This is a genomic window from Methanococcoides sp. DA23 (genome assembly GCF_057593895.1).
In genome coordinates, this window is record NZ_CM172520.1 from 811,461 (window position 1) to 826,425 (window position 14,965).

The 14,965-nt window shown below is 44.2% G+C and carries 15 protein-coding genes; 5 read left to right on the forward strand and 10 right to left on the reverse strand.

Annotated features, from left to right (window positions below; genetic code table 11):
• Nucleotides 1–32: 32 nt before the first annotated feature.
• The 3 genes from serB to AC20MK_RS04115 all read right to left on the reverse strand — a co-directional run bounded on the left by serB (nucleotide 33) and on the right by AC20MK_RS04115 (nucleotide 2,505).
• Nucleotides 33–650, reverse strand: coding sequence for a phosphoserine phosphatase SerB (gene serB / locus AC20MK_RS04105; protein WP_487356719.1), 618 nt, complete (start codon nucleotides 648–650; stop codon nucleotides 33–35).
• Between the two features lie 316 nt (nucleotides 651–966).
• Complete coding sequence (locus AC20MK_RS04110; protein WP_487356720.1) at nucleotides 967–1,299, reverse strand: P-II family nitrogen regulator; 333 nt, start codon at nucleotides 1,297–1,299, stop codon at nucleotides 967–969.
• A gap of 9 nt (nucleotides 1,300–1,308) precedes the next feature.
• On the reverse strand, nucleotides 1,309–2,505 hold the full coding sequence (locus AC20MK_RS04115; protein ID WP_487356721.1) for an ammonium transporter: 1,197 nt from the start codon (nucleotides 2,503–2,505) through the stop codon (nucleotides 1,309–1,311).
• 299 nt (nucleotides 2,506–2,804) lie between these two features.
• On the opposite strand from AC20MK_RS04115, the gene AC20MK_RS04120 reads away from it, so the two are divergent.
• Nucleotides 2,805–3,626, forward strand: a complete 822-nt coding sequence (locus AC20MK_RS04120) for a F420-dependent methylenetetrahydromethanopterin dehydrogenase (protein WP_487356722.1) — start codon at nucleotides 2,805–2,807, stop codon at nucleotides 3,624–3,626.
• Nucleotides 3,627–3,662: 36 nt separating this feature from the next.
• Nucleotides 3,663–3,884 (forward strand): hypothetical protein, encoded by a 222-nt coding sequence (locus AC20MK_RS04125; protein WP_487356723.1) that lies wholly within the window; start codon nucleotides 3,663–3,665, stop codon nucleotides 3,882–3,884.
• A gap of 47 nt (nucleotides 3,885–3,931) precedes the next feature.
• Here the strand turns inward: AC20MK_RS04125 and AC20MK_RS04130 are convergent, their stop codons facing one another.
• Complete coding sequence (locus tag AC20MK_RS04130; protein WP_487356724.1) at nucleotides 3,932–4,525, reverse strand: pyruvate kinase alpha/beta domain-containing protein; 594 nt, start codon at nucleotides 4,523–4,525, stop codon at nucleotides 3,932–3,934.
• 169 nt (nucleotides 4,526–4,694) lie between these two features.
• On the opposite strand from AC20MK_RS04130, the gene AC20MK_RS04135 reads away from it, so the two are divergent.
• The gene (locus AC20MK_RS04135) at nucleotides 4,695–5,441 is read left to right on the forward strand and encodes a proteasome assembly chaperone family protein (RefSeq protein WP_487356725.1); all 747 of its coding nucleotides are present in this window, start codon (nucleotides 4,695–4,697) and stop codon (nucleotides 5,439–5,441) included.
• A 6-nt stretch (nucleotides 5,442–5,447) separates the two neighbouring features.
• On the forward strand, nucleotides 5,448–5,837 hold the full coding sequence (locus tag AC20MK_RS04140; protein WP_487356726.1) for a DUF473 family protein: 390 nt from the start codon (nucleotides 5,448–5,450) through the stop codon (nucleotides 5,835–5,837).
• Between the two features lies 1 nt (nucleotide 5,838).
• Here AC20MK_RS04140 and AC20MK_RS04145 read toward each other — a convergent pair whose 3' ends face one another.
• From AC20MK_RS04145 to AC20MK_RS04155, 3 genes are all read right to left on the reverse strand, one after another.
• Complete coding sequence (locus AC20MK_RS04145) at nucleotides 5,839–6,456, reverse strand: DUF169 domain-containing protein (protein ID WP_487356727.1); 618 nt, start codon at nucleotides 6,454–6,456, stop codon at nucleotides 5,839–5,841.
• A gap of 21 nt (nucleotides 6,457–6,477) precedes the next feature.
• The gene (sepS, locus tag AC20MK_RS04150) at nucleotides 6,478–8,097 is read right to left on the reverse strand and encodes an O-phosphoserine--tRNA ligase (RefSeq protein WP_487356728.1); all 1,620 of its coding nucleotides are present in this window, start codon (nucleotides 8,095–8,097) and stop codon (nucleotides 6,478–6,480) included.
• A 216-nt stretch (nucleotides 8,098–8,313) separates the two neighbouring features.
• Nucleotides 8,314–8,589: a stationary phase-response protein gene (locus AC20MK_RS04155; RefSeq protein ID WP_011499015.1), complete on the reverse strand. Its 276-nt coding sequence runs from the start codon at nucleotides 8,587–8,589 to the stop codon at nucleotides 8,314–8,316.
• A 113-nt stretch (nucleotides 8,590–8,702) separates the two neighbouring features.
• Between AC20MK_RS04155 and AC20MK_RS04160 the strand changes: the two genes are divergently transcribed.
• Nucleotides 8,703–9,182, forward strand: coding sequence for an Sjogren's syndrome/scleroderma autoantigen 1 family protein (locus tag AC20MK_RS04160; RefSeq protein WP_487356729.1), 480 nt, complete (start codon nucleotides 8,703–8,705; stop codon nucleotides 9,180–9,182).
• Between the two features lie 68 nt (nucleotides 9,183–9,250).
• Here AC20MK_RS04160 and AC20MK_RS04165 read toward each other — a convergent pair whose 3' ends face one another.
• From AC20MK_RS04165 to AC20MK_RS04175, 3 genes are all read right to left on the reverse strand, one after another.
• Nucleotides 9,251–11,527: a DEAD/DEAH box helicase gene (locus AC20MK_RS04165; RefSeq protein ID WP_487356730.1), complete on the reverse strand. Its 2,277-nt coding sequence runs from the start codon at nucleotides 11,525–11,527 to the stop codon at nucleotides 9,251–9,253.
• A gap of 79 nt (nucleotides 11,528–11,606) precedes the next feature.
• Nucleotides 11,607–13,352, reverse strand: coding sequence for a glycine--tRNA ligase (gene glyS / locus AC20MK_RS04170; protein WP_487356731.1), 1,746 nt, complete (start codon nucleotides 13,350–13,352; stop codon nucleotides 11,607–11,609).
• A gap of 808 nt (nucleotides 13,353–14,160) precedes the next feature.
• On the reverse strand, nucleotides 14,161–14,952 hold the full coding sequence (locus AC20MK_RS04175; RefSeq protein WP_487356732.1) for a 2-amino-3,7-dideoxy-D-threo-hept-6-ulosonate synthase: 792 nt from the start codon (nucleotides 14,950–14,952) through the stop codon (nucleotides 14,161–14,163).
• Between the last annotated feature and the right edge of the window lie 13 nt (nucleotides 14,953–14,965).

Genomic DNA, 14,965 nt, shown 5'->3' on the forward strand with positions numbered 1-14,965 from the left:
TTCATGCATTTCTAATGCACGATACGCAGGGCTTACTCCAAGTCAAGTGAATCTATTATTGGAATAATGTCCCTGAGGTGTTTTTGGGTAATGACCGCATCTGCGTATTGACGCAGAATTGGTTTTGGATTAAATGCAATTGCACATCCTGCTATCTTAAAGATGCATATGTCGTTAGCACCATCGCCAACAACAATACAGTTTTCAGGTTTCAGACCATTTTCCTTTGTTATCTTTACAAAAGCTTTTTCCTTTGAAAGATTTTCAGTCATTGGTCCGGAAACCCTGCCTGTAAGATACCCGTCTTCGATCTCCAATATATTGGAGAACACATAATCCACATCAAGTAACTTTGCAATTCTGTCAGTGGAAAGTGTAAATCCACCTGATAGTATTGCGGTCTTGAATCCAAGGGATTTTACATGTTTGACGAGCTCTTCCGCTCCAGGCATGAGGGGCATGGAATTCATTGCTTCCATTGCTTTTTCAAGTTTCAATCCTTTTAAAAGTGCAACTCTTTCTTTAAGGGCTTGATTGTAATCGATCTCTCCGTTCATTGCTTTTTCAGTTACGACGGATACCTTATCCACAACGCCGGCAGCACGTGCAAGTTCATCTATGCTTTCCGCATCTATGAGGGTGCTGTCCATATCAAAAACAATCAGCTTTGAATAAGTTCTCTTAGAAATGTTGTTGCTGGAATTCACTTGACCATACCTTATACTTTAAGATACTGATTACGAATCAGTAATAATGGAATGTACTGAGATTGGAGTACAATTACTTACATTGCTTTTAACCTTTTCGGGTAGAGGTCGGCTTCTGAAAAAGATTGCAATGATTTTCTGTCAGATCGATCGTTTATGACTTGAAAATCGTCATTCTATTTTTGGAGCTCGATCAATTATTTATAACATCTATCAAAAGGATAAAATAGGTTCCATATTAAGGAACCTTTCTATCGATTTATTCTGCAATATATTCTTCTGTCCTTATTCCCACTACCATTTCCACAGGTGACACAAATATCTTGCCGTCTCCGATCTTTCCGGTACGTGCGGCCTGTTTAATGGTCTGTATCACAGTTTCAACTTCATCATTCTTTACAACGATATCGATCTGTATCTTTGGGATCATGTCGATAAGGTTCCGCTTGCCTCTGAACTGGAGGCATATCCCTTTCTGTTCACCTCTGCCTTTAACGTCAAAGATGGTCATTGCGTTAAATCCTTTTTCAGCAAGGCCCTCTTTGACCGCTTCCAGTTTTTCCGGTCTTATGATGGCTGTTATTTTCTTCATGAGATCACCTTAAAGCTCCATTGATTCGCCGTGCTGGGCAACATCCAGTCCTACATATTCCTCTTCTTCGGTAACTCTTAAACCGATGGTCTTGTCAATTATCTTCGCAAGTATATATGTCATAACGAATGAATATCCAACTGCAACGAATGCATCAATTCCCTGTATAATGAACTGTCCTACATTTCCGTATATCAGGCCATCGACCCCGCCAATGGCTGCGACAGCAAAGACACCTGTGGCAAGTGCTCCGAAAAGCCCTCCCACTCCATGGATCGCCCATGCATCAAGGCTTTCATCCAACTTCTTGTGGATACGGAAAAGCAAAGTCCCGTAACATAACAGTCCTGCGGTACCTCCAATGACTATGGCTGCAAGAGGTCCTACAAATCCACATGCTGGGGTGATGCCAACAAGTCCTGCAATAGCTCCACTGATCATTCCCAGTGAACTTGGCTTACCTTTTATCCATGAGGCTCCCATCCAGGTGAGGGCTCCTGATGCACCAGAGATCAGTGTGACCACGAAAGCGTTTGCTGCAAGACCATCTGCTGCAAGGGCACTTCCTGCATTGAAAGCGAACCATCCGAACCAGAGCAATGCCCCGCCAAGCAAAGTGGTGGTAATGTTCTCAGGTTCCATACTGTACTTGCCGAATCCTATTCTCTTACCTATGACAAATGATAGTGCCAGTGCTCCAAATCCTGAACTGATATGGACCACTGTTCCTCCTGCAAAATCCAGTGCTCCCATGTTGTGTGCCCAGCCGCCTCCCCATGCCCAGTGAGCAAGGGGGTCGTATACGAGGGTCGTCCAGAGAAGCCCAAATACGATAAATGAACTGAGCTTTATCCTTTCTGCCACTCCTGATGTCAGGATTGCCAGTGCTATGGCTGCGAATACAAGCTGGAACGCCATGAAGAGCATGTCCGGTATCCCATCTCCATCCATTCCCACTCCCTTCAGACCAATGTGGTCCAGCCCACCGATCAATCCTCCAATATCATGTCCGAAGGAGAGAGTATAGCCTATGGTTACCCACTGTATAGTAACGATGGCCAGTGAGATGAACGAGAGGGCTATCATGGAGATGATGTTCTTGTTTCTCACCATCCCTCCGTAGAAAAGGCCCAATGCCGGGGTCATGAGCATGACCATGGCGGTGCATATCAGAATGAATGCAGTGTCTCCTGCTTCCAGAACCATTTCATTCATCTCCTGGCCCTGCTTTAACCTTTAACAAGCTGTTCTCACAGGGTGTTATCTGGTTTTCGGTGATTTCTATTTTTGAATTCAATTCTCTTTCTCCTTTGATCCAATTATGTGTATGTTTTACACGGTACTAAGAAAGTGTTTACCTACTTACTACTATTTAAAATTAACTTTTTAATTTATAATATGGTCTATGGGTGAATCGTAGGACTATGCAGGAAATACCATTACCCGATCGATCAATAATCAAAAATATTATATGCTACCCCGTACTTGCAGTAATGTGATCTACTATGGCAAAAATAGGATTTATTAAGTTAGGCAACCTCGGCATGAGTCAGGTCATTGACCTCGTACAGGATGAGATAGCAGCAAGAGAAGGTATCAGTGTTCGTGTATTCGGAACTGGTCCTAAGATGGGCAAAGACGAAGCTGCAGAGACAGCTGCACTTAAAGAATGGGATGCTGATTTCTATGTAATGATCAGCCCTAACTCAAGTGCACCAGGTCCAACCGCTGCACGTGAGATCTATAAAGATGTTCCATGCATCGTTATCTCTGACGGTCCAACCAAAAAGGATGACAGACAGGCACTCGAGGACGCAGGTTTCGGTTACATCATCATGACCGTGGACCCACTCATCGGCGCAAAGAGAGAGTTCCTCGACTCTGTGGAAATGGCATCCTTCAATGCTGATGCAATGAAAGTACTCTCAACCTGTGGTGTTGTAAGACTCATTCAGGAAGAGCTTGACATCGTCACCGCACAGGTCGATGAGGGTAAGGAGATCGTCCTTCCACACATTCTCGCAAAGCCAGAGAAGTGTATCGAGCGTGCAGGTTTCAGCAACCCATACGCAAAAGCAAAAGCACTTGCAGCACTCCACATGGCTGACAAGGTAGCACAGATCAACTTCCCAGCATGCTTCATGATGAAGGAGATCGAGCAGGTAACACTCACAACAGCAACAGCTCACGAAATGATGCGCGCAGCAGCACAGCTCGCTATCGACGCACGTGAGATCGAGAAATCAAACGATACAGTCCTCAGGGAGCCACACGCAAAGAAAGGCAATATCCTGTCAAAGACTGCATTGTACGAAAAACCACAGTAAGTGTCTTTTTGACACTTCTCTTTTTTTAATATTTACATGGACGCACTAACAACCGCTGCGATCGCAATTGCCGCATTTGTGCTTCTTATTGTACTCACCGCAATGGAGCTCAAGACCGCTTCATTTATGCATGCCGAGAAGAAGAGTTCATCTCCTGCGCACAATACTGACAAAAATGAGTGCAATACTGATGAAAAGGAATGCAATTGCCGTGAAGATGAAAATGATGATAAAAGTGATGATGTAACTCAGGACTAATTACTATTTAAATAAAAAAAGGCATCCATTAAGGATACCGTCCGAATTTACTTTGGTTCTTCTTTTTCACGTGGCATTGCCAGTATCTCACGAACCTGCATGTTGAAGAAATTCTGTGAATGTGCTGGTCTTACAACAAGTGCTACATCTGCACCCTGGCGTGTACCACCAATGGCGATCACTTCTGTATCCTTTGATACTGGTATATGGCCTGAATCTGCAGCCATCATCACAACTTCAAGGGCTACCTTGAAACCTTTGCCAAAGACAGCACGCAGCGTGTCAGAGATCACATCTGCACGACTTGCGCCGCCCAGTCTATTTGAAATGGCACGCTCTACGCCTGAGAACATATGTGACTGGGTTGTAACAATTACTCCCATTTCTTGAAGTTTCTTTAAATTATCCTCATCCATCTCCCACTTTCCATCTTCTCGGAGTCCATACTGATGACTGATTGCGATTATCTTCACATTCTTTCCCTTTACTGCTTCCGCCATCTTCAATGCAGTATAACCTTCAGTGCTTGAAAGTATGATATATTCGATCCCGAGCTCTTCTGCCCTGGAAGCCGCGACTTTCACAACATCATCGGTATTCTGTTTACCAACATCATCAAAATATAGTATAGGTCTTTCCATAATATTCCTCCATTATTCGTATGCATTCTCTGTTATTTGCATATATTTTGTTATCATCTGGTTTAATTATGTCGTTTTCTTCTTTATAAGACGATGTACTTATCTATGAGTATCCTCTAATTATATAATAAGTGAATTAAGGGGTTAATATTCTCATTGGGTGATTCTTTTGTCAGAAACAGATTACGACGCTATCGATGTAGATATAATAACAAGGCCGGTAAAATCAAAGGACCCTATCCTGATAGAAGGTTTTCCGGGTATTGGTCTTGTGGGCAATATTGCCAGCCAGCAAATAATTGAAGAACTAAATATGGAATATATAGGTTCCATTGAATCTCGCTATTTTCCGCCTATAGCCGTTCTGTATGAAGGGCTGGTGAACATGCCTGTAAGGATCTATGAGAATGTGGAACACAACACCATCATGGTGGTCTCGGATATTCCTATCAATCCTTCTGTTTCCTATGATGTGAGCAAGGCACTTGTCGGATGGGCAAAATCCATAGGTGTAAAAGAAATTGTCTCTATTGCAGGCATTGCTACCATGAGTGACGAATATAAAGTGTTCGGAGCTGCAACAACTGAAGAAATGCTTGAGCGTATCAGGGAGCATGTGGAGATCTTCCAGATGGGTACGATCTCCGGTATTTCGGGCAGTGTGATGGCAGAATGTTTCATGCAAAATATTCCGGCTATCAGTCTGCTGGGCGCAACAATGACGCAGAATCCTGATCCAAGGGCTGCAGCAGTAGTTGTCGATGTTCTAAATTCCCTGTATGATTTTTCGATAGATACGGATGATCTCATCGAACAGGCAGAGAAAATAGAGATCGAAATGCAGAAACTTGCTGAGGATGTAAGGTCAAGCGAACAGACAACAACACCACGAAAGGAATATCCAATGTATGGGTGATCTGGTATGGAATACGTCGCACTTACGGGGATCTCAGATATTGTGTTGTCTGACTTGAAAACCCATCTGTTACGCACTATCGAGATAAGAAGTCCCCAGAACTTTTTCACAACACTGGGCATCAATGTGGGTGATCATATTTTTGTGACCCGTACGTCTGTACAGGATGTAATGCGTGGAACTCCGGGTGTAGTGGCACAGGTTGTAAAACACCAGGTATCAACGCACAGGACCGTCACAGGGAATGATACTTTTTATGAAGAGCATGAGTCTATGATGATCCGCCTTCAACTGAAGTTCATTGGAGTGGCTCGCATAAATAACATACTTTCAAATGAGTTGGGTAAAATCACACTTGTGGATGCAGAACAGACCTGTTTTTATGAAGCACGCTGATTCAATGACGTGTCTGAGGGATATTCTTTAATCCCTTCTCTATTTTATTTGCGTTCTCTCGATCGATGCCAATGGGTATCTCATTGTCGTTATATTCGCTATGCTTGCGTGAACCTTTGCAACCATAGGACAATCCGACACCTTTCTCAATAGTAAGGGCAGTACAGTCTCCGCAAATGGATGCTGCACCGAACGTGTCGATGGATACCCTCTGTCCATCATTATATGCTAATGCCTGAACGACCCTCATGGCCATTTCGGGTTTTAGGTAGAGAATGATCACATCGAACTCGCCGTTGTTCTCTGACAGCGGCTCTATTTTGATGTGGTCATATTCCTTCTTTATCCTGGGGAGTGCAGATACTGCCTTTTGTGCAGTTTCTGCATCAATATAACGTCCTGATGCCAAATAGTATTTATCCGGCTTATCCTCGGATGTGCTCAGAACATATTTTCCGGGGGGGCAGCTTTGGGAAGCAGCAAGGAAGATCTCTCCCTTGCGTGCTTTTGTTATCATCTCACAATAGAGGAGTTCATATTCCTCTCCGATATCGCCTTCCTGAAAGGTAACGCAAACGGGTTCTCCGTCATCCATCAGTTTAGCTATCTCTGTGAACATGTGCTTTTCCCCTCAATTGATTTATTCGATCTCTGCTCTCACTGTGGTGAACACAGGTCCGCGAATATCGATCTTCTGCTTCTTGCCGGTGATGTATCTCTGGGCAAGGGGGTCGAGCTTGATGTTTATCTCAGAAGGTACCTTGACTATCCTGACCCTTGTCTCGCACTCTTTTTCCCCGTTCTCCACGGCTTCCTCGATCTCTTTTGCTGCTTGTGCTGCAAAAGCTTCGATAAATCTCACTCCGGTCCTTGCAGAATGGTTCTCAAAGGCCTTTTTCCATTTTTTGTTGTTAGGAAGACCAAGAACATCGTTCTCATAGACAAGTACTTCATTGTAAGCTGCAGGCCCGCAAAGCTTTGTGTCCTCTTCAGGTTCTATGACAGACACCTTTACTTTCTTACCCTTGAGTGTACCTTCCCAGGCAAGGAACTCGCAGGGGCTTGGCTCTGAGCCATGCGTGTCGCATTGTCTGACTATGCCTTCAAGGATCTCCTGCCCTTCAGGGGTTTCTGGAAGTTTGTCAACGAATATCATTCTTGCCAGTTCGCTGTCCTTTAGTTCCCATTCAGCGTATTGTGGTATCTGTGGATATGTCATACCTCTAAGGTCGGTGGAATCATGGAGTATCATGGCAAGTCTTTCAACACCAAGCCCGAGGTTCATGACCGGGCATGGAATGTTATATTCAGCAAGTGCTGTCGGTGAGTAGATGCCAAAGGTCGCGATCTCTATCCAGCCATCAGAATATTTGGTATTGGAGCCAACAAGCTTTGGATGGTATGCAAAGACCTCTATCTGGGTATCAGGTACGTAATATTTGCTTCTTTTCTCATCCGGGCGGAACATGAACTTCTCAAAACCGAACTGTGCCAATAATCCCTGAGCAACGGCCTTTCCGTGGTCCACTGTGACATCTTCATCCATTATGACGCAGGATGCTGAATAATATGTCATGAGACGTGAAGCATCTTCTTGCTGCTCTCTCCTGAAAGAACGGTCGATGGAGAATAACTGGAATGGTGGTCTGGAACGCTCAAGAATGCCTGAGAGTGATATGAACCATCCTGATGTCATATGGCTTCTTAGTGTCTTGGTGGTGGCTTGTGGGGTGAGTTCCTTGAATTCCGGGAACACCTGGTCTATCATCTCGACAACAAGCGCATCGGATACGTCAAGCTTCAGTGCGATCTCGGGGACAAGGTCATCTCCTTCTACCTCGCCTTTCTTGTAGGAATGCAGCACCTTCCTTATGGTCTCGATACCTTCATCATCGATACCGCCAAGCATTTCTTTTATTTTTGCAATGCGCTGGTCGGAGATGCCTACGTTTGGTCTTGGTAGTCCTGCAAGATAGTAACAGCGGTCAAGGACTGCCAATGCTTCATGTCCGAATTGTTTGTGAACCTCTTTCTCATCAACGATAAGCGGATTCATCATCTCATCGAAGCCCATGCGAAGATAAGCTTCTCTGAGCTTTGCTATCGTATCATATACAGGATGTGCTTTTCCGAAGTTGAATGATGTATGAGGGTACTGCTGGTTCAGACCTGGTTTTTTGATAAGGTCCTTGCCACTTGTCCATGCAGAATCAAAGTCTTCCTTAGCAGCTTTCTTTATGGATTCAGGATCGAATTTCATGGTATAATCTCGTTATTTTTAATAGGTGCTCGTAATCATTAGCTCAGGTATAAAGATGTATCAACACATTTTATAGTTACGTTCGATGAACAGCCCGTCAGGTCATTGAATGGATATTATCGATCAAAAATGTGCAGTGTATTGAATATATACAAATAAAAATATAAGGAAAATCTGATCGTTAGATCAGAATGTTCTTTGTCGGATCGTAAACGATCACTCGTCAACAGGGATAGTCTCAAGCTGACTTGCAACATTCCATATAAGTGTCCTTGTATGTAATGGAATATTTGGGTCGTTGCTGATGTCTTCCAGTATGGAAATACTGGATGATGTTCTCAGGAAAAGGGGTTCTGCTTCGTTTTTCAAAGTTGCAAGGATGTCGTTTGCGGAACGTCTGATATTCCTTGGTACGGAATTGTCGTTCGCGATATGTTCTAACACCTGTGTGCATTGTTTAATGACGTCTTCAGGTTCGCTGGCACCTAACATTTGGATCACCTTAATAATGGTTTAATGATAAAATAAGAATTTATGTTGTATTACCCCTAACTATTATATCCTATAAAAAGACTTTCATTCATATAGTGATCAAAGGTGAATAAATGAGCGATAGTGACGATAAAATAAAACAGATATCAAGATTGCTGGAAATGGGCGGTACTATGCTTGCACAGCATTGTACTACATGCGGTGCTCCAATGTTCAGATACCAGGGAGAAGTACTTTGTCCTTTGTGTAGGGACAGCAATGTGAATTCCGGTCAACAGCAAAACGCAGAGCAACAGGTTTCATTGACTAGAAATGAACTCGATGAAGCTCCTCAAGTGGATGATGTCCCTGTACCTTCCAAAGCTCCTGGGCAACAAACTGTTGTTCGTTCAGAAGGACTTTCTCATGATGATATGCCAAGGCAAATTTTGGCTGTGGCTCCCATCGAAGGTCTGGGCTCAGTTGCAGAAAGCCTGAAATTGAAAATAGGGCACATTGCTGGTCTGCTTCAGGTCGAGACCGATCCTCGCAGGATGGGGGAATATCTCGATATTATGGATAGATGTCTTGACATCCTTGAAAGACTGAAATAAGCTTCTTAAAAATAGACTTTTCATAACTCAATGGTAGAAAACCGGTATTTCCGGTTGTTCTTTCTTTTTCAATTTTTATACTTGCTGCTAAGTATTTCCCGCATCTTTCCTGCGGTCTTCGGTCCGATGTTCTTTACTTCCTTCAATTCCTCAAGTTCTGCTTTCATGACTCCTTCTACGGTTCCGAAGTGTTCAAGGAGATGCTTTGCAGCGTTAGGTCCGATATCACTGATGGATGATACGATGTATTCCTGCTGTTGTGATAACAGCATTGAAGATTTTTTTCCGTGGATACTGGTACTGCGTTTTTCGTCTATCTGTTCTCGCTTTGCCAGTATGCCGATCAGGGATGCAGTGTCCTCTGCATCTCTTGTATGAAGAATGGACACTCCAAAGTCCAGTGCTAATGAAGCAAGTGTTCCATGGATGGCATTGGGGTTGATCATCCTTGTGGTGAACAGACCTTCCCCTTCGATGATAAGTATGGGCTTTTCATAAGCTCCTGCAAGGTCGGATATCTGCCTGAATATATTGCGGTCAAGCAGGGAATTGACAAGGTCTTCGGCACTCTTGCGCTCGATGGCCACCCTATCGCTTACAATATAATCCCCAACCTCAAGTGTTTTTACAATTATGTTGAGCCCAAGCTTCTCAAGACTGCGTGCAACGGTGCTTCTGATCTCTCTCTGGTCAAGGACCACCGTTACTTCCTCGTCAGAGAAATCTGAAAGTCCGGTCTGTTGTTCCTTCCCACCCCTGAACTCACTTGAAATGCCGGTCCTGCCATTTTCAGTGTTTGCCCCGTTCAAATCCGACATGTTCTCCTGCCAGTGCTGCATATTGCTCTGCATACGCTTTTCTTTATGCGTACAGCTCCAGTAGTATGTCTCGTCCCGGGTTCCTTTTGTAACAAGTACTACTACACGTCCTTCGTGCTTCCTTCCGGTCCTGCCTTTTCTCTGTATGCTTCTTATCTCGGAAGGGACCGGTTCATAGAACAGCACAAGATCTGTGGCAGGGATATCAAGTCCTTCTTCTGCAACGGATGTTGCCACAAGGACATTATATTCTCCGGCCTTGAACTTCTCTATGATCTCGACCTGCTGTTTTTGGGTAAGCCCCTTGTCACGGAACTTGGAACTTTGCCCCACAAATTTGACAGGCCTTATGTCTTCTATTTCGGAGAGGGCGTTCGTCACCATTTCAGATGTATCTCGATAGTTCGTGAAAACGATGACACGGGATTCGGGTTTGCCATTTAGTTCCTTTGAGACGATATCCTTTACAACGGCAAGTTTCGGATGTTCTGTGGTACATTCTTCGAGCCTTTTGTACAACTGCCTCATATAAAGGTCATCAGAAAGCCTTTTTGAAGCCTTACTTCCTGTTCTGGAGGTGGCCTCGTTCTCAAGTCGGGCTGTATATTTTTTAAGTGCTTCGATGCCCTGTGTTTCCACTATCTCCACAGCATGACTGACCTTCATTACCTCTGCAAGGATCGACAGGGCGCTGTAGACTGCAGGTTCGGCCATTTCTCTGATCTGTCCCTGTAACTTTTTCTGAAGCCCGAGCAGGTCCATTTTTGAAGCTTTCTTGCCATACGGGATGGAATATCCAAGTTCTGTTAGTTTTTGGAATCTGTCCTCGAGAACCTTTTCCAGAAGGATTTTCAGCTCCTTCATCTCAGAAGGCAGCATCACATGATTCCATTCTACCTCTTTTTTGTGTATATAGGGTGTTACGTCAGGGTCTGTTTCTGTTTTTATTGCAACCGAACTGATGTATAGGTTCGTGCATACCTCACTTATCTTCTCATCAGAACTTCCCGGACTTGCAGTTATCGCAAGGCAGTGCGGGTCTTTAGCATCTTCGAAGTATCTTTCGGCTATATATGTATAAGCATAATTGCCAACAGCTCGATGGGCTTCATCAAACGTGATGTGGGAAACATCCTCAAGGCTTATCCGCTTGGTAAGGATATCGTTCTCAATTACCTGTGGTGTGGAGATGATAACTTTTCCCTTCTTCCAGAGATCTTCCCTTTTTTCAGGCGCTACTGCACCTGTGAAGGTCAATATCTCATCTTCAGGGATGTTCAGTGTGGCTCTCAAAAAAGTGGCATGCTGTTCTACAAGAGGTTTTGTGGGGGATAATATCAGTGCTTTTCCGCCTGTCTTTTGCAGGCGTGAAGCTATGACAAGAAGGGCGACTATGGTTTTTCCAAGACCTGTGGGTAGCACTACCAGTGTTGGTGCTGATAGTGCCTTTCCGGCAAGGTCAAGCTGATACAATCGCTGCTCGACTGTATCGGGCTTGACCAGTGGGTGCTTGATGTGTTCGCTCATATTTATTATAGGTTCGAAATTTGCTTGAGGCAATACTGTTCTTAACCCTTTTAAATATGAGGCAAGCGGTGTGAAAGTATTAGATGCTCACGCCCGCATTTTCAAGGTCCAGTTTTCCATAGACAAGGTCGTAGATCGAGTCCTCGATACCCTCTACAGATGCTCTGACCTGTTTCATTGTATCGCGGTCCCTTATGGTGACGGAATTGTCTTCAAGGGTATCGTAATCGATGGTGATGGAATATGGAGTTCCGATCTCATCGTTCCTGCGGTAGCGGCGACCTATCGCTCTTGAATCATCGTAGGCAACAAGTAAGCCTCTTTCACGAAGTTTCTGTGCTATTGCCTTTGCAGGTTCGATAAGCTCGTCCCTTGTAAGAAGGGGGAGGATGGCAACCTGTACAGGTGCAACTTCGTTCCTGAACCTGAGGACCATTCTTTCCTCTTCCTCTTCATCGCCTTCAGCTTCCACTTTTTCTTCATCGAACGCATGCTCCATTGTACAGTAGAGTATCCTGTCTATACCGTAAGAAGGCTCGATGACATGAGGTACTATCTTTTCACCGCTGACCTTTACGGTCTCTTGTGCATAGCTGATTATTTCGGAAGGTACTGTGAACTCTTCTCCATTGACGATCACTTTGATCTCGTCCTTGCTAAGTTCCTCTTCACTCAATTCCTTTAGTGCATCCGCAACAGCCTTTGCTTTTCCTTTGAACAATGGTCCAAGCTTGCCCATGTCCGGTTTCACAACGAATTGTTCGACCATCTTCGGCTCATCATATTCGATGTGGATCTCAAGTTCGGTACCGCTTGTCTTTGCATGTGCATTCAGGTCGAAGTCTGTCCTGTCTGCAATGCCGACCACCTCTATCCAGCCGAACCTGTCGGTCAGTATCTCGGCATCCCAGCAATCGATGGCGTAGTGTGCCATTTCGTCCTTCTGGTGCTGCCTGAACCTGAGCTTGTCAGCAGCTATGCCCACTCGCTGTAGGAAATGGTTCGTGAGTGCGATATGATATGCAAGGAACTCATGTGCAATTATGTTATTCTCAACCGCTTCCCTGATCGTCATCTGCTCGATGGCACCCTTCTCCTGTGCTTCATCTGAATAGAGGTTCAGGGTAACCTCTGCAAATCTTTCAAAGTTGGGGTGCCCTTTCTCTTTGGGGTGGGTGAATATCTCAGCTTCTGCCTGTGTGAATTCCCTCAGCCTGATGACCCCCTGTCTTGGGGATATCTCATTACGGTAGGATTTTCCTATCTGGGTCGCACCAAAGGGTAATTTGTCACGGTAATATCTGGAAAGCCTCTGGAAGTTAATGAACATTCCCTGTGCGGTTTCCGGACGCATGTAACCTTGCCTTCCAGTACCAGGGCCGATATTCGTTTTGAACATAAGGTTGAACTCATAGGCCTTTCCAAGCTTGCCTCCACATTCAGGACAGCCTATATCATTCTCCTCTATGAGTCTGTCAAGTTCTTCGTTGCTCAATGCATCTGCGACCTCTACTATCTTATCGACAAGGTGATCTGCTCTGAAAGCTTCCTCGCATTCCTGACATTCGCAGAGCGGGTCTGAAAAGCCTCCTACGTGGCCGGATGCAACAAAGACATCCTCGATACCAACGGTTGGGGTTTCGATCTCCATGAACCCTTCATGGATCACATAGAGTTCACGCCAGATCTGCTCGATCCTTCTCTTTAAAGTGCATCCAAGGGGTCCATAATCATAGAATCCGGCAGCTCCGCCGTAGAGTTCAAAGGAATTCCATAAAAAGCCTCTTCTTTTTGCCAGTTCAATTACCTGTTCATACCTGTCCATGATAGATCCTCTTAAAGTTAGTGATTATTTTGATGTGTGGAAGCTAAATATGATACATTCGATATTTACATTACATTTAATCTTATCGTGATATCTTTTGTTTGATATTTGTATTTCCCACAAAACAAATCTATCATAATGATGATAATAATAAAAAGCTTTATATACGGGCTATTACATTCTATAACATAAGCAAGGCCGATAAAAATCATATCGTACCACCACCACCACAAACTGATTTTTTTTGGTCATTCCATCACGGTCTTGCTATAATTCTTTTCCTTTCAAATGTTGAATGCTCTGTATACTCTGATCTTACTACCTACTACCATTGGATCCTTGTTCTTTTGTTATTGTATATCAGGATCTTTAGTTTGAAAGCTGTATGGCTGGTCTAAAAACCTCTATGTAAGATGTTACAGTGATTTATATATTAATCAAAAATGCCGGGTGGTCTGTTATTTCGATCCATTCGAACACATCATTATGATGATTATACCTGTGACAATCTTTATATACAGGTTGTTACATTGTATAACATAAGCAAGGCCGATAAAAATCATATCGTACCACCACCACCACAAACTGATTTTTTTTGATCATTCCATCACGGTCTTGCGCTAATTCTTTTCCTTTTATCTAGCTTTACTCCGTCTACTTGTTTTTTACAATTACATATTAGGAGCTTTAGCTAAAATTGGATGCTGTATCAGGATCCTTCAAAAAGCTATAATTTCGATGCAACAAATGATGCGAAAATAAAAAATAGTGCCGGAATGTCCGGCCGTTCTCTTTCAATTAATACAGATCAATCTTCCAAAGCTTCATCAGCGCTCATTCCGCCGTGGATGACCTTTGAGAGAAGGTTGACGAGTCTTGTTGGGTCATCTGCCTGGAACACATTCCTGCCCATTGCTACACCCTTGCAGCCTACACTGAGGGCATCGCTCACCATCTGAAGGATATCTTTTTCGGTATCCATCTGAGGTCCGCCTGCGATAACGACAGGTACCGGACATCCAGCTATGACTTCCTTGAATGAATCAGGGTCCCCGGTATAGCTGGTTTTGACGATGTCCGCGCCAAGTTCTGCACCGATCCTTGCTGCGTGTTTCACATATTCCACATCATGCTCTGATGGCACTTTTGCACCTCTTGGGTACATCATTGCAAGAAGGGGCATTCCCCATTCATCACATTTCTTAGCAACAAAACCCAGGTCCTTCAACATTTCAGCTTCATCTTCTGCGCCAACGTTGATGTGCACAGAAACAGCGTCTGCACCAACTTTGATAGCTTCTTCCATGCTGGTTACCAGTACCTTGTGGTTGGGGTCAGGTCCAAGGGATGTTGAACCGGAGAGGTGAATAATAAGTCCTACGTCTCTGCCGTAGCCTCTGTGACCGTGCTTTGCAAGCCCCATGTGACCAAGTACTGCATTTGCACCGCCTTCTGCTACCTTGTTGACGGTCGCAGGCATGTCTATAAGGCCCTTGATAGGCCCTGCACCTACGCCGTGATCCATTGGGATAATAATTGCATTACCAGTATTTCTGTCGAATATACGCTCCATCCTGACAGATTTGCCAATTTCGCTCATGTTATGGGAGATG

What these genes read in the sequence shown, in the direction of transcription:
- serB (WP_487356719.1), bottom strand. Translation starts at nt 650, where the DNA reads ATGGACAGCACCCTCATAGATGCGGAAAGCATAGATGAACTTGCACGT.
- AC20MK_RS04110 (WP_487356720.1), bottom strand. Translation starts at nt 1,299, where the DNA reads ATGAAGAAAATAACAGCCATCATAAGACCGGAAAAACTGGAAGCGGTC.
- AC20MK_RS04115 (WP_487356721.1), bottom strand. Translation starts at nt 2,505, where the DNA reads ATGGTTCTGGAAGCAGGAGACACTGCATTCATTCTGATATGCACCGCC.
- AC20MK_RS04120 (WP_487356722.1), top strand. Translation starts at nt 2,805, where the DNA reads ATGGCAAAAATAGGATTTATTAAGTTAGGCAACCTCGGCATGAGTCAG.
- AC20MK_RS04125 (WP_487356723.1), top strand. Translation starts at nt 3,663, where the DNA reads ATGGACGCACTAACAACCGCTGCGATCGCAATTGCCGCATTTGTGCTT.
- AC20MK_RS04130 (WP_487356724.1), bottom strand. Translation starts at nt 4,525, where the DNA reads ATGGAAAGACCTATACTATATTTTGATGATGTTGGTAAACAGAATACC.
- AC20MK_RS04140 (WP_487356726.1), top strand. Translation starts at nt 5,448, where the DNA reads ATGGAATACGTCGCACTTACGGGGATCTCAGATATTGTGTTGTCTGAC.
- AC20MK_RS04145 (WP_487356727.1), bottom strand. Translation starts at nt 6,456, where the DNA reads ATGTTCACAGAGATAGCTAAACTGATGGATGACGGAGAACCCGTTTGC.
- sepS (WP_487356728.1), bottom strand. Translation starts at nt 8,097, where the DNA reads ATGAAATTCGATCCTGAATCCATAAAGAAAGCTGCTAAGGAAGACTTT.
- AC20MK_RS04155 (WP_011499015.1), bottom strand. Translation starts at nt 8,589, where the DNA reads ATGTTAGGTGCCAGCGAACCTGAAGACGTCATTAAACAATGCACACAG.
- AC20MK_RS04160 (WP_487356729.1), top strand. Translation starts at nt 8,703, where the DNA reads ATGAGCGATAGTGACGATAAAATAAAACAGATATCAAGATTGCTGGAA.
- AC20MK_RS04165 (WP_487356730.1), bottom strand. Translation starts at nt 11,527, where the DNA reads ATGAGCGAACACATCAAGCACCCACTGGTCAAGCCCGATACAGTCGAG.
- glyS (WP_487356731.1), bottom strand. Translation starts at nt 13,352, where the DNA reads ATGGACAGGTATGAACAGGTAATTGAACTGGCAAAAAGAAGAGGCTTT.
- AC20MK_RS04175 (WP_487356732.1), bottom strand. Translation starts at nt 14,952, where the DNA reads ATGAGCGAAATTGGCAAATCTGTCAGGATGGAGCGTATATTCGACAGA.